10 protein-coding genes, 4 tRNA genes and 1 pseudogene are annotated in these 15,031 nt (G+C 70.8%); 6 read left to right on the forward strand and 9 right to left on the reverse strand.

What is annotated here, in order from left to right:
• From ABZ070_RS27675 to ABZ070_RS27700, 6 genes and pseudogenes are all read right to left on the reverse strand, one after another.
• Positions 1 to 1,989, reverse strand: a pseudogene (locus ABZ070_RS27675) (hypothetical protein); the annotation flags it as partial.
• 198 nt (positions 1,990 to 2,187) lie between these two features.
• Positions 2,188 to 4,302 carry a DEAD/DEAH box helicase gene (locus ABZ070_RS27680; RefSeq protein WP_356638053.1) on the reverse strand — a complete coding sequence of 705 codons (2,115 nt, stop codon included), beginning with the start codon at positions 4,300 to 4,302 and terminating at the stop codon, positions 2,188 to 2,190.
• Positions 4,303 to 4,574: 272 nt separating this feature from the next.
• On the reverse strand, positions 4,575 to 5,207 hold the full coding sequence (locus ABZ070_RS27685; protein WP_356638054.1) for a hypothetical protein: 633 nt from the start codon (positions 5,205 to 5,207) through the stop codon (positions 4,575 to 4,577).
• 103 nt (positions 5,208 to 5,310) lie between these two features.
• Positions 5,311 to 5,673 (reverse strand): fluoride efflux transporter CrcB, encoded by a 363-nt coding sequence (gene crcB, locus ABZ070_RS27690; protein ID WP_356638055.1) that lies wholly within the window; start codon positions 5,671 to 5,673, stop codon positions 5,311 to 5,313.
• On the reverse strand, positions 5,670 to 6,173 hold the full coding sequence (locus tag ABZ070_RS27695) for a CrcB family protein (RefSeq protein WP_356638056.1): 504 nt from the start codon (positions 6,171 to 6,173) through the stop codon (positions 5,670 to 5,672). Before ABZ070_RS27695 ends, crcB begins: the two co-directional genes overlap by 4 nt.
• On the reverse strand, positions 6,170 to 6,520 hold the full coding sequence (locus ABZ070_RS27700; RefSeq protein WP_356638057.1) for a metallopeptidase family protein: 351 nt from the start codon (positions 6,518 to 6,520) through the stop codon (positions 6,170 to 6,172). Before ABZ070_RS27700 ends, ABZ070_RS27695 begins: the two co-directional genes overlap by 4 nt.
• A gap of 74 nt (positions 6,521 to 6,594) precedes the next feature.
• On the opposite strand from ABZ070_RS27700, the gene ABZ070_RS27705 reads away from it, so the two are divergent.
• From ABZ070_RS27705 to ABZ070_RS27720, 4 genes are all read left to right on the forward strand, one after another.
• Positions 6,595 to 8,220: a metallophosphoesterase gene (locus ABZ070_RS27705; protein ID WP_356638058.1), complete on the forward strand. Its 1,626-nt coding sequence runs from the start codon at positions 6,595 to 6,597 to the stop codon at positions 8,218 to 8,220.
• Between the two features lie 80 nt (positions 8,221 to 8,300).
• A tRNA-Glu gene (locus tag ABZ070_RS27710) sits at positions 8,301 to 8,373 on the forward strand.
• A gap of 39 nt (positions 8,374 to 8,412) precedes the next feature.
• Positions 8,413 to 8,487 (forward strand) — tRNA-Asp (locus ABZ070_RS27715).
• A gap of 22 nt (positions 8,488 to 8,509) precedes the next feature.
• A tRNA-Phe gene (locus tag ABZ070_RS27720) sits at positions 8,510 to 8,583 on the forward strand.
• A 153-nt stretch (positions 8,584 to 8,736) separates the two neighbouring features.
• On the opposite strand, the gene ABZ070_RS27725 is transcribed toward ABZ070_RS27720, so the two are convergent.
• The 3 genes from ABZ070_RS27725 to ABZ070_RS27735 are packed head-to-tail and all read right to left on the reverse strand — an operon-like array spanning position 8,737 to position 10,773.
• A complete protein-coding gene (locus tag ABZ070_RS27725; RefSeq protein WP_356638059.1) occupies positions 8,737 to 9,567 on the reverse strand; it encodes a cytochrome c biogenesis CcdA family protein in 831 nt (276 codons plus the stop codon).
• Positions 9,564 to 10,295: a DsbA family protein gene (locus ABZ070_RS27730; RefSeq protein ID WP_356638060.1), complete on the reverse strand. Its 732-nt coding sequence runs from the start codon at positions 10,293 to 10,295 to the stop codon at positions 9,564 to 9,566. The genes ABZ070_RS27725 and ABZ070_RS27730 overlap by 4 nt, the downstream gene beginning before the upstream one ends.
• 58 nt (positions 10,296 to 10,353) lie before the next feature.
• Positions 10,354 to 10,773, reverse strand: a complete 420-nt coding sequence (locus ABZ070_RS27735) for a hypothetical protein (protein ID WP_356638061.1) — start codon at positions 10,771 to 10,773, stop codon at positions 10,354 to 10,356.
• A 135-nt stretch (positions 10,774 to 10,908) separates the two neighbouring features.
• On the opposite strand from ABZ070_RS27735, the gene hrpA reads away from it, so the two are divergent.
• Both hrpA and ABZ070_RS27745 read left to right on the forward strand, forming a co-directional pair.
• A complete protein-coding gene (gene hrpA / locus ABZ070_RS27740) occupies positions 10,909 to 14,847 on the forward strand; it encodes an ATP-dependent RNA helicase HrpA (RefSeq protein WP_356638062.1) in 3,939 nt (1,312 codons plus the stop codon).
• A 92-nt stretch (positions 14,848 to 14,939) separates the two neighbouring features.
• Positions 14,940 to 15,014 (forward strand) — tRNA-Asp (locus ABZ070_RS27745).
• The last annotated feature ends 17 nt before the right edge of the window (positions 15,015 to 15,031 follow it).

The raw sequence follows: 15,031 nt of genomic DNA on the forward strand, positions 1-15,031 counted from the left end.
CAACCACCAACGCGGCTTCCACACACCACCCTTGACGTTCACCGACGCCGCAGCATCGGAATCCACCACGCCCAGGGCGGAGGTGGCGACGCCGGACGGAACGACGTGCGTGTCACCCGCCGCGTCCACGTACGTCAGGTGCCCGCCGAAACGGTCCACGTTCCAGCCGCGGCCGGCCTCCACGGCCGCCGGCCTGCCGACGGCACGGGTCCCCGCCGTACCGCGGACGTCGGTCATGCTCAGAACGCCGCCCTGCTCCCAGCCGACGTATCCGTCACCGAGAACGGCGGACCGGTGTGCCGGAAGGGACACGTGCCGCTTGGTGTTCACGTCGTACACGCCGGCGGTCCCCGCGCACTTCCAGTACACGCTGGACGACCACACCTGGACGTCCTGAAGATCGCAGGTCCCGACGTCGACGCTGCGGAGGGTCTTCCCCGTCCGTACGTCGACGGCGTCGACGACTCCGGCCGCCGTGCTCTCGATCCACAGCGTGCCGCCCACGAGCGAGGTCGCCCGGTAGCCGATGTCACGGCCGAACACCCGCGTGCCGGAGTCCAGGTCCATCACCTCGTGCTCGACATGACCCACGGAGTACGCGGCGTACCGGCCCGACGTCTCGAGATCGTCGCTCAGGTACACGCCCGGGATGCTGGTGCCGGGCAGCTGCTGACCGGGCCCGACGATGTACAGGCCGGTGCCGTTGACCTCCTCGAACACGAGACGGCCGTCGCCGGTGGGCCGCAGCTCGGGGCACCAGTAGGGGTCACAGCCTCCGTAGAACTGGTAGCTGTTCTCCCCGCGCTCCGTCCGCTCCCGCGCCTTGAGTTCGCCGTTCACCGTGAGCGCGGTCGAGCGCACCTTTGCCGTGTTGTACGGCACCCGGTCGACGGTGTGCAACTCGCCCTGCGCCGCGGCCACGCGCACCGTGCGGGTGCTGACCAGCGGGACGTCCGCGACCTTGGTGGCCGCCACGTTCCCGGCCGCGTCCTTGTGCACCGAGTGCACGGCACGCTCGGTGCCCTCTCCGGCCCGGACGAACAGCGCCCTGTCGTCGACGCGCCCCGGCCTGGGCACGCTGCCTACGACACGATCGAGGACCACACGCTCGGCGCCGCCCGCCAGCGGGACCGCGGACACCGTGCTGAAGTGGCTCCCCTCCACAGGCCGCGACACCAGCAGTTCGTCGCCCATCACGGCGACGGGAGCGCCGCCCGCCTTGTCGACCGGAAGCTCATGGACCGGCGCGGACCAGTCAGTGACGTCCCAGATCCTGACCGGCCCGTCCGCCGGCCAATCGACGAGATGGCCGCCGGTGAGCTGGGCGCGCCCGAGCAGACCGGTGTGTGTGATCGGCGTCGGGTGCAGACGGAACGAGCTGTCGACATAGCCCACCGAGGCGGTGCCGCCGTGGAGGTACGAGACGAAGAACCCGTGTCCGTCGGCCAGGCCGTTGCTGCCGACGGTCGTGGTGTCCTCCGGAAGCCCCGCGAGCTTACGGTCCGTCGGGACGCCGTCGACGAGGGCGAGTTGATGCACGGCGACGCTGCGGCCGTCCTTGATCTCCGTCGTGATGACCGTCTCGCCCAGGACGTGCCGGAACGACTGTCCCTCGGGGACGACGAGGGTCCGCTCGGGGCCGCCCTTCATGTCCTGCAGCACGACCTTCTTCTGCTGCGGGTGCCAGCGGGCGACCGTGTCCGACCCGGTGCTGTGGAGACTGTGCGCGCCCTTGGCGTCGTACGGCGTCTGGGACCCGTCGGCGTACGAGACGTACGTGTAGCCGCCGGTGTAGTCGCCGCGGATGAACCCGGAGACACCCGCGACCGGCACCTTGGCCGCGTTGGGGTCGAGTGACTTCTCCACCGGAATCGTCAGCGTCGGCGGTGCCTCCGCGGCGACCGCGGGCGTGAGACCCAGCGGGGCGACGGCGGACGTGAGTGCCGCCACGAAAGCGACGGCGGCCGTCGTGCGGGCATGACGGCTCATGGGCGCAATGCGCAACAAGAAAGGCCCCTCCCCAGGAAACCTGCTTCGTGGAGACGGGCGCGGCGCTTGGTGCGGCCCCCCGGCCGTGCGTTCTCACACCCGTCTCGTAATGCGCTGAGCGTACAGCAGGGCCCGTACGACACCGAGGTGTCGTACGGGCCCTGATCAAGCAGTCAAGCGGTCAAGCAGCCGGGCAGGTCAGCCGTTGCGCTTCCAGCGCGGCTTGTCGTCACGGCGGCCGCCGCCGAACGAGCCGGAGCTCGAACCGGCGCCACCGCGGTGGTCGTCCCGGCGGCCGTACGGGCGGTCGCCGCCGCCGGAGCGGAAGCCGCCCGAGGGACGGTCGTCGCGGCGGTCACGGTTGAAGGGGCGGTCGCTGCCGCGGTGGCCGGCCGGACGGTCGTCGCGGCGGAAGCCACCACGGTCGTCACGACGCTCGAAGCCACGGTCACGGTTGAAGCCGCCCCGGTCGTCACGACGGTCGTCCCGGCGGAAGCCACCGCGGTCGTCACGGCGCTCGAAGGTGCGGCCACCACGGTCACCGCCGCGGTCGTCACGGCGCTCGAACGAACGGCCACCACGGTCGCCACCGCGGTCGTCACGACGGTCACGGTTGAAGCCACCACGGTCGGCGCTGCCACCACGGTCGTCGCGGCGGAAGCCCCCGCGGTCGTCACGGCGCTCGAACGAACGGCCACCACGGTCACCGCCGCGGTCGTCACGACGGTCACGGTTGAAGCCACCGCGGTCGTCACGACGGTCGCGGCCGAAGTTGCCCCGCTCGTCACGGCGGTCGAACGAGGGGCGCTCGTCACGGGTCTCGCGCACCGGCTCGGCCTGCTCCGGCACCGCGGCGATCTCGGCCACAGCGGCCTCGGTCACCTCGGCCACGGCGGCCTCCGGGTCCTCGCCGCGCTCACGCGCCGCGCGGGCCACCAGGCGGTCGGCCTCCTCGCGGAGTTCGGCGGCACGGCGCTGGACGCGCTCGAGCTGACGGGTCAGCTCGACGACCTCGCGCTCGGCCTGCTTGGCGGCGTTGTTCGCGGAGTCGGCCTGGACCTCGGTCAGCGAACGGGCACCGGTGATCTCGGCGACCTCGGGGTCGAACGCCCCGGCACCGCCGACGATGTGGCGCGAGGCGTCGACGCCCGCGTCCTCCATCAGACGGAAGATCTGACGGCGCTGGTGCGGCAGCGAGAGCGACACGACAACACCGGAGCGGCCGGCGCGGGCCGTACGGCCCGAGCGGTGCAGGTAGTCCTTGTGGTCACCGGCCGGGTCCACGTTCAGGACCAGGTCGATGCCGTCCACGTGGATACCGCGGGCGGCGACGTCGGTCGCGACGAGCGCGTTGACGTAGCCGTCCTTGAAGTCGGCCAGCGTGCGGGTACGGGCGCCCTGCGTCATACCGCCGTGGAGCGCGTCGGCCTTCACACCGGAGTCACGCAGCTGCTCCGCGATGCGGTCGGCGCCGAGCTGGGTGCGGACGAAGATGATCGTCCGGCCCTTGCGGGCGGCGATGGCGGCCGTCACCGGCGCCTTGTCCTTGGGCTTCACGACGAGCACGTGGTGGCTCATGGTCGTGACGTTGCCCTGGGCGCTGTCCACCTCGTGGGTGACGGGGTTCGTCAGGTAGCGCTTGACCAGCGTGCTGATCTCGTTCTCCATGGTGGCGGAGAAGAGCATCCGCTGGCCGCCCGCCGGGATCTGGTCGAGCAGCTCGGTGACCTCGGGCAGGAAGCCCAGGTCGGACATCTGGTCGGCCTCGTCGAGGACGGCGACCTGGACGTTCTCGAGGGAGCAGGCGCCGCGGTTGATGATGTCGCGCAGACGGCCCGGGGTAGCGACGAGGATGTCGACGCCGCGCTCAAGGGCGTAGATCTGGTTGCCCATGGACGTGCCGCCGCAGACGACCTTCATCTTCAGGCCGAGCACGTCGCCGTACGGCTGGAGCGCGTCCGCGACCTGCATGGCGAGCTCACGCGTCGGGGTGAGGATGATCGCGCGGGGCTTCTTCTTCTCGGTGTGCCCGCCGGCCAGCGTGGCCAGGGTCGGCAGACCGAACGAGAGGGTCTTGCCGGAGCCGGTGCGGCCACGGCCGAGGATGTCCTTGCCGGCCAGGGCGTCCGGGATGGTCGCGGCCTGGATCGGGAAGGGGGTCGTCACACCGTTCTGCGCGAGCTTGCGCACGACGCCCTCGGGGAGACCGAGGTCGGCGAAGGTGGTCTGGGGCTCCTCGGGAGCCTCCACGACCGCCTCGACAATCTCGTCGTTCTCGGGCATGACGGCGTGATCAGTACTGAAAGTGGACATGCGAAATGCGAAACCTTCCGGAGTCTCGGCACGCGCCCAAACTCCGTGAATTCGCAATTCGACCGCCTCGATGCGGTCAGCCACGGCTAGGGAGAGTACGCGCCACGCGGCGCTCTTCCTTTTCGGCGCCGGGCAATGGGATCAAACGATCTACCACCATACGCACCCCTCCCCCTCCGAGGCAAACCGCGGTGACGTGACCCCGGGCACACACCCCCGCACCCCACTCGGCCACGACACCTCCGCGTCCGAGCACTCGCCCGGCCCACGCCCTACGTCACCGTCTGCTCCGAGCGGCCCTGGCCGTGGGCCCCTTGACCGCCCCGGCCGTTCGCACGCTCCGGGCCCACCTGCGCGGACGCGGCCGGCTCCGCCCCCGGCCCTGAGGGCTCCACCACCCGCATCGCCCCCGCGTGCACCTCCGGCGCCGAGGAGGCGGCAGGCGGATCCGTCGGCTCGGCCGACGGCGACGGCGGCGGCGTGGGGCTCTGGGCCGGCGGCTCCGGAGGCTCCTGGGGCGGCGGCTGTGTGGGCGGCTGCGGTGCGGACGGCGACACCCCGCCCCGCGTGGGCGCGGGCGGCTGCGGCGTCGACGGCTGCTGACCGGCCCCCGGGGGCTCCGCCCCCGGCGACGCCGAGCCGCTGGGACTGGGCGACGTGCTGCCGTCCTTCGTGCCGGGGTCGTCCGAGGTGCCCTCGCCGCCGCCCGCCTGCTGACCGTGAGAGCCGGGCAGCACCTGCCCGCCGTCCGGGTCCACCACCGTCCCGCGCCGGTCCGACGACCTGCTGGGCGCCGGCTTGCCGCCCTCCTCGTCGCTCACGCTCATACAGCCTGCCGAGGCCAGGACCGCCAGCGAGGCGGCGATCCAGACGGCCGTACGGCCGGGGGCTGACAACTGGCGCACAGGGGCACCTCCGGGACAGGGGACGCGGTTTCCCTGACCAACTCCCGGCACCCCACAAGGGACACGCCCGGGATCCCCGGCCCGGCATCGACGGGCCCGCGCCTCACGCCGTGAGCGCTCGCGCCAACTCCAGTCCCAGGAACACCGATCCGAGCCCCACCAGCAGCGAACCGGCCACGTTCGCCACGGCCGAGAACCGCCACCCGCGCTCCGCGAGGCGCAGTGTCTCGTAGGAGAACGTGGAGTACGTCGTCAGCGCCCCGCACAGTCCCGTGCCGAGCAGCGCGTACGCCGGAGAGGACACCGACGCCCCGGCCACCGCGCCGAGCACCAGGCTCCCGGCGGCGTTGACGACGAACGTCCCCCACGGGAACACCGAGTCGTGGCGCGCCTGCACCGCACGGTCCGTCAGGTACCGCAAGGGAGCGCCGACCGCGGCGCCGACGATCAACAGCAGCCAGTTCACCGCGCGGCCGTCCGGTTCGCCGTCCGGTCCAGCACGGCCCGCGTCGCCGAGGCCGCCGACCAGACGGCGCCCATCGCGCCGGCCACGGTGCCGCCGGCGTAGGCCAGTGCGATGCCCGCCTCCTCACGCTCCAGCAGCTGGAAGATGTCGAGGGCGTACGTCGAGAAGGTCGTGAACCCGCCGAGCACGCCCACCCCGAGGAAGGGCCGCACCAGCGGGTGGGCCGGCCGGCCGCCCTCACCCACGAGCACCATCAGCACACCGATCAGCGCGCAGCCCAGGACGTTGACGCAGAAGACCGCCCACGGGAACGAGCCTTCAGAAGCCGGCCACAGCAGGGACGCCCCGTGGCGGCCCACCGCGCCGACAGCGCCTCCGGCCGAGATCACCGCGAGCACCGGCCACTTGCGCGCGCCGTCGAGCTCCGCGCGCTGGGCGGGCACATGGAGGTCGACGTCCGGATCGATGGCCTCCCGACCCCCGTGACGGCCGGCGCTCACCCGTATCCGAGCTCGTGCAGCCGCTCGTCGTCGATACCGAAGTGGTGGGCGATCTCGTGCACCACGGTGATCTCGGTCTCCGCGACGACGTCCTCGCGGGTGTCGCACACCCGCAAGGTGGGGTTGCGGTAGATGGTGATGCGGTCCGGCAGAACGCCGGCGTACCACTCGCCGCGATCGGTCAGCGGAGTCCCCTCGTAGAGGCCGAGCAGATCGGGGTCGTCCGCGGCGGGCTCGTCCTCCACGAACACGGCGACGTTGTCCATCAGCCGCATCAGGTCGGGCGGGATCCTGTCCAGGGCCTCGGCGACCAGTTCCTCGAACTCCTCGCGCGTCATCTCCAGCACCCGGCCATTGTCACGTACGCCGTGCGAGTGGTCGCCCCGGCATGGCCGACCGCCGGTGTGGGCATACGGGACCAATGGCCCGCGAAGCCCAGGAACCGCCCCGCTCGCTCCCCTCGCCCGCACCGATCCGCACCGCAGTCGCCCGGCTGAAGCGTCTGCTGCCGAAATCCGGTGCGCCGGCGCGCCGACGCTCCCGCGACCTCGATCCGGGCGCCGCCCACGCGCCGCGCCCGTGGGCCAGGGCGCTCGGCCTGACGGCCGTCGTGCTGTTCGGCGCGTGGCTCGGACTCCTCGTCGTCGGCGATGTCCGTACGCCGGTCGGCCCCATGGACGCGACCATGACCCTGCGGCCGTCCCTCGACGGCGGAACGAAGATCAACGTCTCTCCGCTGGGCGCCCTGGAACTCGACTCGCACATCGCACCCGTCCGCCTCGACGTCGATGTGGACCGCCTCGACCCGATCCGCTCCCAGGCCCTCGTCGAAAACCCGGAGCGGATCTCCGGCCTCCAGGACGAGATCACCCACGACGTCCAGGACGGCGCCACCGAGCTGGCCGTCCGCTCCTGCGTCGCCGTCGTCTCCGGAGCGACCGCGCTCGGCCTCGCCGTCTACCGCCGACCGCGCCGCGCCCTCGCGGCCGGCGGCCTCGCGCTCGCTCTGCTGGCCGCGTCCGGCGTCAGCGCGTACGCCACGTGGAACCCGAAGTCCGTCCTCGAGCCGAGGTTCTCCGGCCTGCTGACCTCGGCGCCGTCCGTTGTCGGCAACGCGCGCTCCATCGTCACCGAATTCGACGTCTACCAGCACGAGTTGGCGCGGCTCGTCACCAACGTCACCAAGCTGTACGAGGCGACGTCCACGCTCCCCACCTACCAGCCGGACCCCCACACGATGCGTGTCCTGCACGTCTCGGACATCCATCTCAACCCGGCGGCCTGGCACATCATCGAGTCCCTCGTGAAGCAGTACGACATCGACGTGATCATCGACTCCGGCGACACCATGGACCACGGGTCGGCCGCCGAGAACGGCTTCCTCGACCCGATCTCCGACCTCGGCGCGCCCTACGTCTGGGTGCGCGGCAACCACGACTCGCTCATCACCCAGGAGTACCTCTCCGGCCTCAAGAACGTGCGGGTCCTCGACGAGGGCAAGGCCGTGAACGTCGCCGGACTGCGCATCGCCGGGACCGGCGACCCCCAGTTCACCCCCGACCGTTCCGTCGTCGCCCAGGGCGACCCGGCGGAGCGCATGACGGGCATCCGCCTCGCCTCCGCCCTGCGCGACCAGGAACGCGCGGGCACCCCCGTCGACATCGCCGTCGCCCACAACCCGGTCGCCGCCCGGGAGACCGACGGCACGGTCCCCCTGGTCCTCGCCGGCCACATCCACCGGCGGCACACCGAGATCCTCAGGTACGGCACACGTCTGAAGATCGAGGGTTCGACGGGCGGCGGCGGCCTGCGTGCGGTGCAGAACGCGAAGCCGGAACAGGTCCGGGCATCGGTCCTCTACCTGGACCGCACGACCCGCCGCATGCAGGCCTGGGACGAGATCACCCTGGGCGGCCTGGGACTGACGACGGCCGAGGTCAGCCGCCATGTCGCGGAGCCGGCCGCGACGGACCCCTCCCCCTCGCCGACCCCGTCCGGCACCCCCTCCGACACGCCGTCCTCCGGCACGCCCACGCCCACTCCGTAAACCGTTTTGGCGATAGCTCCCTGCATCCCATATGCTTCTCACGTCCCCGACGCGCTGCGAAGCGCCCAGGTGGGCCCTTAGCCCTCATCGTCTAGTGGCCCAGGACGCCGCCCTTTCAAGGCGGTAGCACGGGTTCGAATCCCGTTGGGGGCACGCATCACCATGTGCGAGACTTGGTCTCGCACATTGCATGGTCCTGTGGAGCAGTTTGGAGTGCTCGCCACCCTGTCAAGGTGGAGGCCGCGGGTTCAAATCCCGTCAGGACCGCTGGAGCTCGAAAGAGCTCCGTGGCTGGGTAGCTCAGTTGGTACGAGCGATCGCCTGAAAAGCGATAGGTCGCCGGTTCGACCCCGGCCCCAGCCACAATCCGAAGGCCCCGACTCCCCGAGTCGGGGCCTTCGCCGTTCCCGGGACGGTTCCGCGCGGCACCCTCGGCCGTCGGCGGGGCTGACCAGGCAGCGTCGCCGACGGCCGAAAGGCGGGATTCGGGGCGGACCACCGCCAGAACCGGCAGGGTCAGGCGCGTTCGCTGTCGCCGCGGCGCCAGCCGCGGACACCCAGGGTCAGGGCCACCACCGCCACCACCAGCACCAGCAGCGCCCAGTCCGGAACCGCCGCGCCGAAGCGGGACGCCCACTTCTCCACGGCGTACGAGTCGTCGACCGAGAGCAGACCCGGCAGGGCCGTCGTGCCGTCGAATGCCAGGAAGACCGTGCCGAGCGCGATGAAGAACAGGCCCGACAGCAGCGACGTCGTGTGCAGCTCGAAGCGGGCCCACCGCAGCGCCCGGCCGCGCAGCCAGCCGCGGCGGCCCAGGTCGAAGCGTTCCCACAGCAGTGCAAGCACGAAGAGGGGGACCGCCATGCCCAGGGCGTAGACCGCGAGGAGCAGGCCGCCGTAGACCGGGCTGCCGCTCAGCGCCGCGACCGTCAGCACGCTGCCGAGAATCGGGCCCGCACAGAAACCGGCCAGACCGTAGACGAGCCCCAGCGCGTACACGGAGACCGCCGTCGTGGGGCGGATGCGGCCGGAGACCGCCGCGAGCCGGCGCGAGGCGAAGCCCATGCCGAGGATCTGGGCGACGCCCAGCGCGATGATCGTCCAGCCCCCGACGGCGACGAGCAGATCACGGTGACCGTAGAACAGCCGCCCCGCGAACGACCCGGCCGCGCCGAGCGGGACCAGGGTCGTCGCCAGGCCGGCGTAGAAGATGCCGGTGCGCGCCAGCAGCCGGCCCGTCGAGTCGATCGAGTACGCGAAGAAGGCGGGCAGCAGCAGAGCGCTGCAGGGGCTGATCAGGGCGAGCAGGCCGCCGAGGAACGCCGCCAGATAGCCGATGTCGGTCACCGGCCGCCCTCGCCCGCGGACTTCTTCGCCGCCTCGATCGCCTCGGTGAAGGTCTCGATGGGCTGGGCGCCGGCGATGGGCCGCCCGTTGATCAGGAAGGACGGCGTGGACGTCGCGCCCAGTCCGTAGGCCTCCTCCTGGTCCTTCGTCACGGCCTGGCGTGCAGCGTCGCTCTCCAGGTCGCGCGCGAACCGGTCGAGGTCGCCCACGCCCGCCTCCCGCGCCAGCACCGTCAGCCGGTCCTTGCCGAAGCCCCGCTCCTTGGCGCCCTCCGCGTACGCGGCCGCGTGGAACTGCCAGAAGCGCCCCTGCTGCCCCGCCGCCCACGCGGCGCGCGCGGCGGACTCCGACGGCTCCCCGAAGATCGGGAAGTTGCGCCACTCGATGCGCAGGGTGCCGTCGTCGACGTACTTCTTCATCAGTTCGGGCTCGGTGTCGCGGGCGAACTTCCCGCAGTAGCCGCACTGGAAGTCGGCGTACTCGACCATGACGACGGGCGCGTCGGCGCGCCCGACGGCGAGGGGGTCCTTGGCGTCGCGGCGGGCGAGCTTCTCGAGCCCGGGATAGGCGCCGGACAGCGGGTCCGCGGAGGCGTCGGCCACGGACGAGGAACGGGACGACGGCGCGTCCGGCCGGGTGGCGGTGTAGGAGGCGTAGCCGAGCAGCAGCGCGGCGGCGAGGACACCCGCACCGAGGACGAGCGGCTTGCGGGAGACGGAAGAGGACATGGTGGTGCTCCTGAGCGAAAGGGTCCGACGAGTTGCCAGGCAGAGGCGGGTCGTCGGCCTACACGCGCAGGACGGAGAGGTCGACCGCCGATGGCGGCGCGAGTGGCGGCGGTATGGGCAGCGGGGCCGGGGCCGCCTGGTCGAAGGCGGCGGCGCCGGTGGATCCATGGCCCTGTTGCAGGGCGGGCGGCAGCAGCTCGTACGAGGAGCCGTTCCGCGGCGGCGGCGCCGGATGTGCCCCGCTGTCGTCGCCGTTCGTGTCCCTGCCGCACCCCTGCGGCTGCGCGGCATCCGCCGTCGTGACGACAGCCGCCGTGCCCCACGGGGAGGCGGCGGTACCGGCGGCGGCACGGGACGCGGCGCCGGTCTCCGCCGCCGTGGCCGTCGCGCCGAGACACCCGAGGAGCGCACCGAGCAGCCCCAGCAGCAGGCTCGCGGTCACCAGGAGGCGGTGCCGGCGGTCGCGGCCGATCAGCATTGGACGCGCTGTCCTTTCGGAGCTCGAGCCCGGCGGGGCGGGGAGGGGCGGGAACAGAATCGCTCCATACTGCACCAGCTTGCGCGCGAAATGGGTTCGCCTGTGGTTTGACCGGGGTGCGATCCTGGTCTCCGTATGTCTACTTCCTTTGCCGACCTTCAGACCCTGCTGGCCGGGGCGTCCCTGCGCGACGCCCACCGGCTCGGCCGTCGTCTGGAAGGCGCCCGCCGCATCCGTAAGCCCGAAGCGCGGCAGGCCGTGCTGGACGAGATCGCCGGTGAGGCGGAGAAGTCGGCGGCCCGGACCGCGCGGCGGGCCGAGCGCGTACCCGGGATCACCTACCCCGAGCAGCTCCCGGTCAGTCAGAAGAAGGACGCGATCCTCGAGGCGATACGGGACCACCAGGTCGTGATCGTCGCAGGCGAGACGGGGTCGGGCAAGACGACCCAGATCCCCAAGATCTGTCTGGAGCTGGGCCGGGGCGTTCGCGGCATGATCGGCCACACGCAGCCCCGCCGGATCGCCGCGCGCACTGTCGCGGAGCGGGTCGCGGACGAGCTGAACACCCCCCTGGGCGAGGCGGTCGGCTGGAAGGTCCGCTTCACCGACCAGGTGAACCAGGACTCCACCTTCGTGAAGCTCATGACGGACGGCATCCTGCTCGCCGAGATCCAGACGGACCGCGAGCTGCGCGCCTACGACACGATCATCATCGACGAGGCGCACGAGCGGTCCCTCAACATCGACTTCCTGCTGGGCTATCTCGCGCAGCTGCTGCCCAGACGTCCCGATCTCAAGGTCGTGATCACCTCCGCGACGATCGATCCCGAGCGCTTCTCCCGCCACTTCGGTGACGCGCCGATCGTCGAGGTCAGCGGGCGCACGTATCCGGTGGAGGTGCGCTACCGGCCGCTCCTCGAGGAGGACGGCGACGACGCGGACCGCGACCAGATCACCGCGATCACCGACGCCGTCGAGGAGCTGATGGGCGAGGGGAAGGGCGACATCCTCGTCTTCCTCTCCGGCGAGCGCGAGATCCGCGACACGGCGGACGCGCTCAACAAGAAGCAGTACAGATTCACCGAGGTGCTCCCCCTCTACGCACGCCTTTCGCACGCGGAGCAGCACCGTGTCTTCCAGCCGCACACCGGTCGCCGGATCGTTCTCGCCACGAACGTCGCGGAGACGTCGCTGACCGTTCCCGGCATCAAGTACGTGATCGACCCGGGCACCGCCCGCATCTCCCGCTACAGCCATCGCACCAAGGTCCAGCGGCTGCCCATCGAGGCGGTCAGCCAGGCCAGCGCCAACCAGCGCAAGGGCCGCTGCGGCCGTACGTCGGACGGCATCTGCATCCGGCTGTATTCGCAGGACGACTTCGAGGCGCGGCCGGAGTTCACGGACGCGGAGATCCTCCGCACGAACCTGGCGTCGGTCATCCTGCAGATGACCGCGGCGGGACTGGGCGACATCGAGAAGTTCCCCTTCATCGACCCGCCGGACCATCGCAACATCCGCGACGGCGTGCAGCTCCTCCAGGAGCTGGGCGCGTTCGACCCGGCCCAGAAGGATCCGCGCAAGAAGCTGACGGAGATGGGCCGCAAGCTCTCCCAGCTGCCGGTCGACCCCCGGCTGGCCCGGATGGTCCTCGAGGCCGACAAGAACGGCTGCGTACGCGAGGTCATGGTGATCGCGGCCGCCCTGTCCATCCAGGACCCGCGTGAGCGTCCCGCCGACAAGCAAACGCAGGCCGACCAGCAGCATGCCCGCTTCAAGGACGAGACGAGCGACTTCCTCGCCTATCTCAATCTCTGGCGCTACATCCGCGAGCGGCAGAAGGAGCGCGGCTCCTCCAGCTTCCGCCGGATGTGCAAGCAGGAGTACCTGAACTTCCTGCGCATCCGCGAGTGGCAGGACATCTACGCGCAGCTGCGCACGGTCGCCAAGCAGATGGGCCTCCATCTGGAGGAGCATTCGGCGGGTGCCGACGCCTCCGAGCAGTCCGTCCATGTCTCGCTCCTCGCCGGGCTGCTGTCGCACGTCGGCATGAAGGACGTCAAGGACGGAGCGAAGAACGAGTATCTGGGCGCCCGCAACGCCAAGTTCGCCGTCTTCCCCGGCTCGGCGCTCTTCAAGAAGCCGCCGCGCTTCGTCATGTCCGCCGAGCTGGTGGAGACGTCCCGCCTGTGGGCGCGGGTCAACGCGAAGATCGAGCCGGAGTGGATCGAACCGCTCGCCCAGCATTTGCTGAAGCGTACGTACAGCGAACCGCACTGGGAGAAGGACGCCGCCGCGGTGATGGCGTACGAGAAGGTGACGCTGTACGGCGTGCCGATCATCGCGCAGCGCAAGGTGAACTACGGCCGGATCGACCCGGAGACCTCGCGCGATTTGTTCATCAGGAACGCACTGGTCGAGGGCGACTGGCGCACGCACCACAAGTTCTTCGCGGACAACCGCAAGCTTCTGACCGAGGTCGAGGAGTTGGAGCACCGCGCACGCCGCCGCGACATCCTCGTGGACGACGAGACGCTGTTCGACTTCTACGACCAGCGGGTGCCGGAACATGTCGTCTCCGGCGCGCACTTCGACTCGTGGTGGAAGAACAAGCGCCGTGAGCAGCCCGAACTGCTCGACTTCGAGCGCGAGATGCTCATCAACGAGAAGGCCGGCGCGGTCACCAAGGACGACTACCCGGACTCCTGGCGTCAGGGCCGGCTGAAGTTCCGGGTGACGTACCAGTTCGAGCCGGGCGCGGACGCGGACGGAGTCACCGTCCACATTCCGCTGCAGGTGCTGAACCAAGTCACGGAGGAGGGCTTCGACTGGCAGATCCCGGGCCTGCGGGAGGACGTGGTCACCGAGCTGATCCGGTCGCTGCCGAAGCCCGTCCGACGCCATTACGTGCCCGCGCCGAACTACGCCAAGGCGTTCCTGGAGCGTGCCGTGCCCCTGCAGGAGCCGCTCCCGGTCACCCTCGCGCGTGAACTGCAGCGCATGGTCGGCGTACCGGTGTCGGCGGACGACTTCGACCTGTCGCGGGTGCCCGACCACCTGAAGATCACCTTCCGGATCGTCGACGAGCGGCGCAAGAAGCTCGCGGAGGACAAGGACCTGGAAGCGCTGCGGCTCGCCCTGAAGCCGAAGGCCCGCCAGGCGCTCTCCAAGGCCGCCGCCTCCTCCAGCCCGGCGGGCGAGTCCCTGGAACGCACGGGCCTCACCGACTGGACGATCGGCACGCTGACGAAGGTCTTCGAGACCCGGCGCGCCGGCCAGCCGGTCAAGGCGTACCCGGCGCTGGTCGACGCCGGGGACTCCGTGTCCGTTCGGCTCTTCGACACCGAGGCGGAGCAGGCGCAGGCGATGTGGCAGGGCACGCGCCGGCTCATCATGCTCAACATCCCGGTGAACCCCGCCAAGTTCGCCTCCGACAAGCTGACGAACCAGCAGAAGCTCGCTCTGTCGAGCAATCCGCACGGCTCGATCCAGGCACTCTTCGACGACTGCGCCATGGCCGCGGCCGACCGCCTGATCGCGGAGCACGGTGGCCCGGTGTGGGACGAGGAGGCGTTCCGGAAGCTGTTCGACAAGGTCCGTGCCGACCTCGTCGACCTCACGGTGCGCACGATCGGCCAGGTGCAGCAGATCCTCGCGGCCTGGCAGGCCTGTGAGCGCCGTCTTAAGGCCACGAACAGCCTGACCCTCCTCAACAACGTCCAGGACGTGCGCGAGCAGCTGGCGGCCCTCATGCCGGCCGGTTTCGTCACCCGGACCGGCCTGCGCCGGCTGCCGGACCTGATGCGCTATCTGATCGCCGTGGACCGCCGCCTGCAGCAAATGCCGACGAGCGTCCAGCGCGACACCACGCGCATGGAGAAGGTCCACGAGATGCAGGACGAGTACGCCTGGCTGCTCGAGCAGATGCCACAGGGCCGGCCGGTGCCACAGGAGGTCCTGGACATCCGCTGGATGATCGAGGAGCTGCGGGTGAGCTACTTCGCGCACGCCCTGGGCACGGCACACCCCGTGTCCGACAAGCGGATCGTGAAGGCGATCGACGCCGCGGCGCCGTAGCAGGGCCGTCGCCCGGAGTGAGTTCGACCTGATGGTCGACCTGCTGTACAGTCTCTCTCGCAGCCAAGAGAGCAAGTCCGGCTGCGAAACCTGGTCCTGTGGAGCAGTTTGGAGTGCTCGCCACCCTGTCAAGGTGGAGGCCGCGGGTTCAAATCCCGTCAGGACCGCTTGAAGTACATGGGCC

This window comes from Streptomyces sp. NPDC006283 (assembly GCF_040613325.1).
GTDB lineage: Bacteria > Actinomycetota > Actinomycetes > Streptomycetales > Streptomycetaceae > Streptomyces.

What these genes read in the sequence shown, in the direction of transcription:
- ABZ070_RS27680 (WP_356638053.1), bottom strand. Translation starts at nt 4,302, where the DNA reads ATGTCCACTTTCAGTACTGATCACGCCGTCATGCCCGAGAACGACGAG.
- ABZ070_RS27705 (WP_356638058.1), top strand. Translation starts at nt 6,595, where the DNA reads ATGGCCCGCGAAGCCCAGGAACCGCCCCGCTCGCTCCCCTCGCCCGCA.
- ABZ070_RS27730 (WP_356638060.1), bottom strand. Translation starts at nt 10,295, where the DNA reads ATGTCCTCTTCCGTCTCCCGCAAGCCGCTCGTCCTCGGTGCGGGTGTC.
- ABZ070_RS27735 (WP_356638061.1), bottom strand. Translation starts at nt 10,773, where the DNA reads ATGCTGATCGGCCGCGACCGCCGGCACCGCCTCCTGGTGACCGCGAGC.
- hrpA (WP_356638062.1), top strand. Translation starts at nt 10,909, where the DNA reads ATGTCTACTTCCTTTGCCGACCTTCAGACCCTGCTGGCCGGGGCGTCC.